Below are 4,244 nucleotides of genomic sequence, written 5' to 3' on the forward strand. Positions count from 1 at the left end.
GACGTAAAGGGGGCCATTACCACGTGACCCTTCAATCAGGACGAGCGCTCTTCTTGCCATTGCTAGTGATCCTCCGATGTGTTTGGTCCGGCGGCCTTCGCTTGAATCCCTCAGACCAGGTGGTTTACGTATCATTGTCAGCGACTTGCGGTCGCAAAGATCCTGTAAAATTTACTTGAAGGATTCGTTGCTACGGCTGAACCTGCTCGGGACCCTTTGCAGAACATGGTGCCGTTGAGCCTAACCCCGCGCTGATGCTGGTGTAGGGCACCGCCGAACGGTCGATGTTCAGAGTCTTGGAGCGGCGCTGGCTCACCCCATGCATCTCGCAGGCATGAACCACGGCTTACGCTTCGCATCGGCGTCACCAATTTTTGCGGCGACATCCTTCAGCATCGCGTTGTCGAGCATCTGCTGGCTCAGGAGCTTCTTCAGCTGGGCGTTCTGATCCGCCAGAGGCTTCAGGGACGGCGCCGGACACGTCCATCCCGTCGAACTTGGCCCGAACCTCTAGAGTGTGATGCTTGCGGCACGCATCCGCCTCTTCGCACCAGCATCCTGCTCCTCTCTGTTCGCGATCGGCACGCAGCCGCCGGCATGATGGTGTCCGTGGGTCTGATCGGTTCAAAAGCTCTTCGGCGTGCTCGGGAACCGGCAACGACAGATCATGCGAACTCGTCCTGAATTCGCCGACCGACTGACATAAGTTGCAGAAAGGGGAGAGCAGGCTTCAAGGATTGGGAATGTCCGCTGCAAAATTCGCCGGCAACCGACCCGCTTCTCAAAAGATGTATTCTCGGTGGTTGGGTGGGTACGCTGTACATCGACGGCCGACTCGAGAATGAGCTTGTAAAAGCGGGGGTTGGCGTCTTCTCTGCACCTGAATATCTTTCGCCTTCTCGCTGTGGCGGAGGCGCGTCAGCGCGAGCAGAATAGAGCAGGCGCAGGAAGAATACGAGGTCCTGTATAAAAGAGCGGTATTTGTGCGCAATCCCTGCTGTTTATAGTGGAAAGCGCTATCCAGCACGTATAAGCTCTCGTCCCGAGGTAGGAGAGAAATCTTCGCGTGGGCCCTACCCATCAGCATACATATGAAGCATATGAAGCCGTAGCTTGCCAAAGACGGAAAAAAATTGAGGGAGGAGAGGGAATGGAACCGACTTTGATCTTGAGCGCGGAGTCCGAAACCCGAGTTGCGGCTGTAAAGCATGCGATGGCCCTAATCTCTTGCTCGTATCGGCTATCCAGCTGCCGTGGCCGAGCGTACAGCGAGCTTCCGTAAGGAGCACGATGCGGTGGTCAAGCCGGGGATGTGGTCCACACGATGTTGGGCCTTACGGCTGGAGGGTGCGAGCGTTGCTGTTGCGCGGCCCTTCGCGTAACGGAGAACGGCTGTGAACAGCTTACTAAGAATCCACGCACGTTGCTGGACGTATTGGCGTGCTGGGCTCGTGATCCTCAACGAACTTCTTAACTGGATTGGCGAGCCGAATGAACGCTCGAGCACATTAAGCATACGCGGCGCCAAAAACATTGATGAAATTGCCGACAGCCAACGCGAGGCGGGATCTCTCACCTGCAGCGTTTTTTTATGCATCCAGCGCCATCTAGATGCATCAAGCGCCATCGAGCGTCCCCAAGTGGTATATCGCGTGCGATCGGTCACTCCCGCAAGCGACCCCTTTTTAGCGTTAGCCGACTGCACGCTCCGCTGTTCGAATTCTAAGAAAGCCTCAAGGGCTTTTAATAATAAATGTTTGCACACTTGGACTTCATCTGCTTCGCTGCTCAGCTTCAACCTGGCCGAGCAGGCAACATGGGTCATAGCTCGAGGGTGTTGTTTGGAAATCACCAACGACTGGGCCGCACCCGCTGAGGAGGTCGATTTTCCGAGGTATCAATTGACGATCGCCAGACGACGTTTCCTGAACGCGGGGATAGCGCGCCGCAGCTTTAGACGGGGACCAGATGCAGTACGATAGAATTGACGCGCGCATATTGGAAATCATGCAGAAGAACAATCGCCTCACATCTGAAGCTATCGGAGATATGGTCGGTCTTTCAGCCACTGCATGTCAGAGACGTCTGAAACGTCTGCGCTCGGAGGGCATCATAGAGGCCGATGTTTCGATAGTATCTGCCAAGGCCGTGGGCAGACCGGTGCAAATGCTCGTACTTGTAAGCTTGGAGCGGGAGCGGGCGGATATCATTGACAGATTCAAGAAGGCTATCAAATCCACAGTTGAGGTGGTCAATGGCTTTTATGTCACAGGTGACGCGGACTTTGTTCTGTATGTTACCGCCTCAAGCATGGAGGACTACGAAGCCTTCACGCGGCGGTTTTTTTACGAAAATTCTGACATCAAGGCCGTCAAGACGATGGTTGTCATGGATAGAGTAAAAGCAGGCTTTGCGGTGCCCGTCGAAATGCCACCGGATGACTGAGCCGTTCAATTGATGTCGGCTCCAACTCGCGTCCCGTTAGCAACTCACCCGCTTGCAAATCCGCTTGCGAAGGCGCAATGGCGTTACTTGACTGCGGCAATGAATTCGGCGGAAAAGTGCCACCAATGTAGCGGGCTTAGCCGCTCCCTCGGAACCACTGGGCAATCCAAATAACCCAGCCTATCTTCGCAGCGCTTCGCTCCACGCGAAACGCGCGGTGAAGTCCTATTCATCGCCTGACCAAATGATCGGACTGAACAGTCGCCGAGAAGTAACCGCTGTTCAGGCCACGGCCTTGAGCGGCATAGGTCTGTAGGCCCAAGGCAGCAGATCGTCGATCTGGCTTTGTGGATGGCCGGCGACGATCCGGGCGATCACGTCAACGAGGTAGGTGTGAGGCTCGACGCCTTTGAGCTTGAATGTGTCTCGATCAGCGAAGCGATCGTTGCCCAGTGCTCGGCGCCGCCGTCGGAGCCGGCGAAGAGTGCATTCTTGCGGTTCAGCGCGAAGACCGATTCATTATGCACCCGCGCAAGCCACGGGATCGATCATCCAGGCCGGAGCGGTAATGACATGACTGGGCGCGACGACGAGATGAATGATCCGGCCGTTGGCGCGCTCTTCGCTGTTCTCGCAGCGAAGCCGACGTCCGAAATACGGGTGCCAACGGTAATGGACCTCGACCTCCTGCCCAACATGGGCAGAATGACCCCGAGATGGCAATGGGACGGACGGCGCGCTCGACAACGTTGGAGTCGATCTCGATCGTACCGTTGTCGAGGAATCGTGTCAGACCTCGCCAGCGCGAGAGCGCGTAGCGGATAGCTTCCGCCAGCTTGGTCTCTGGCTGATAAGGGTGAGTTGCTGTCCAAGCCACGGCTCAAGGGCATTGATGGTAAGCGCCAACCTCACCCCATGTTTCGCGATCCGGTGAAGGCCGCAACACTCTCGTGATGATTCTCGCGGGAGGTTCGTTTGGAGTCTGCATCCAAGTCCAGACACGGAGCGTTTGCAGGCATCGAGGCGATGCCAGCTCGACTTGATGCCAGCCCTGCTGTCCCTCGCCGTCGGTGGTCGGGCGAAGGCACGGATACTGGAAGAGGCGAGACGCCCTGCGCTAATGTCTCGGCGGTTGCCCGCGCGCATGATGTGAGATGTGAGCCCGCAGCACGTGTTTGCATGGCGGCGAAAGGCGATCCGTTCGGGTACCATTGCTATGCTGCCGGAAAGGCAACTGCCGGAAGCGCAGAGCTTCGCCAAGCTGGAGGGGCGCCTGGCGATAATGATCGCGCGGGCGGCCTGGAGATCGTCATTGGGGACGCGACGATCCGCGCGGATCGCGATGTTGCCCCGACCCTTCTGATCGAGACGATCCGGCCGTTGCGGTCAACATGATCCCTGCCGGCGCCAAGGTCTATGTGGCGACGCGGCCGGTCGACTTCAGGAAAGGTTCGGACGGCTGGCGGCGCTGGTGCGCGACACCGGTGCCGATCCGGTCTTATGCGTCGGGCGAGATTATGTGGCGGAGCCGCCCTGCCCCCCCCCTTTCGGCGGCCAAACCCAGCTTGCCTCCGCAACATAATATTCAGTAGGAGTTCAGCAGTTGCAGAACGGAGTCATTTGGTCGGAAACGCACCCGTGATCGCCGCTGACGCCCGCCTTCTAGTGCATGGTCCAGCCCTTTTTGCGCGGGAAGATACGTCCGTGCTTGAGCATGACGGCGCTCACACGCTGCCGGTGGACCCGAAGTGTCTCAACTGCGCCCGCCCGCGCGCGGACGAGATCCCGCATGGCTTCGT

2 protein-coding genes and 4 pseudogenes are annotated in these 4,244 nt (G+C 57.8%); 2 read left to right on the top strand and 4 right to left on the bottom strand.

What is annotated here, in order from left to right; all coding sequences use genetic code 11:
• Positions 1–381 precede the first annotated feature (381 nt).
• Positions 382–505 (bottom strand): annotated as a pseudogene (locus tag EN742_RS39605) (IS3 family transposase); the annotation flags it as partial.
• Between the two features lie 946 nt (positions 506–1,451).
• On the opposite strand from EN742_RS39605, the gene EN742_RS26250 reads away from it, so the two are divergent.
• Both EN742_RS26250 and EN742_RS26255 read left to right on the top strand, forming a co-directional pair.
• Positions 1,452–1,982: a hypothetical protein gene (locus EN742_RS26250; RefSeq protein WP_128333457.1), complete on the top strand. Its 531-nt coding sequence runs from the start codon at positions 1,452–1,454 to the stop codon at positions 1,980–1,982.
• The gene (locus tag EN742_RS26255; protein ID WP_128333458.1) at positions 1,969–2,445 is read left to right on the top strand and encodes an Lrp/AsnC family transcriptional regulator; all 477 of its coding nucleotides are present in this window, start codon (positions 1,969–1,971) and stop codon (positions 2,443–2,445) included. The genes EN742_RS26250 and EN742_RS26255 overlap by 14 nt, the downstream gene beginning before the upstream one ends.
• Before the next feature lie 282 nt (positions 2,446–2,727).
• On the opposite strand, the pseudogene EN742_RS26260 reads toward EN742_RS26255, so the two are convergent.
• The 3 pseudogenes from EN742_RS26260 to EN742_RS26270 all read right to left on the bottom strand — a co-directional run.
• Positions 2,728–2,951: pseudogene (locus EN742_RS26260) on the bottom strand (transposase domain-containing protein); the annotation flags it as partial.
• Between the two features lie 206 nt (positions 2,952–3,157).
• A pseudogene (locus EN742_RS26265) lies at positions 3,158–3,339 on the bottom strand (transposase); the annotation flags it as partial.
• Between the two features lie 774 nt (positions 3,340–4,113).
• Positions 4,114–4,244: pseudogene (locus EN742_RS26270) on the bottom strand (IS110 family transposase); the annotation flags it as partial.

It is taken from the genome of Mesorhizobium sp. M4A.F.Ca.ET.020.02.1.1 (assembly GCF_004022645.1).
GTDB lineage: Bacteria > Pseudomonadota > Alphaproteobacteria > Rhizobiales > Rhizobiaceae > Mesorhizobium.

Coding starts and splice junctions, on each gene's coding strand:
- EN742_RS26255 (WP_128333458.1), top strand. CDS start 1,969: ATGCAGTACGATAGAATTGACGCGCGCATATTGGAAATCATGCAGAAG.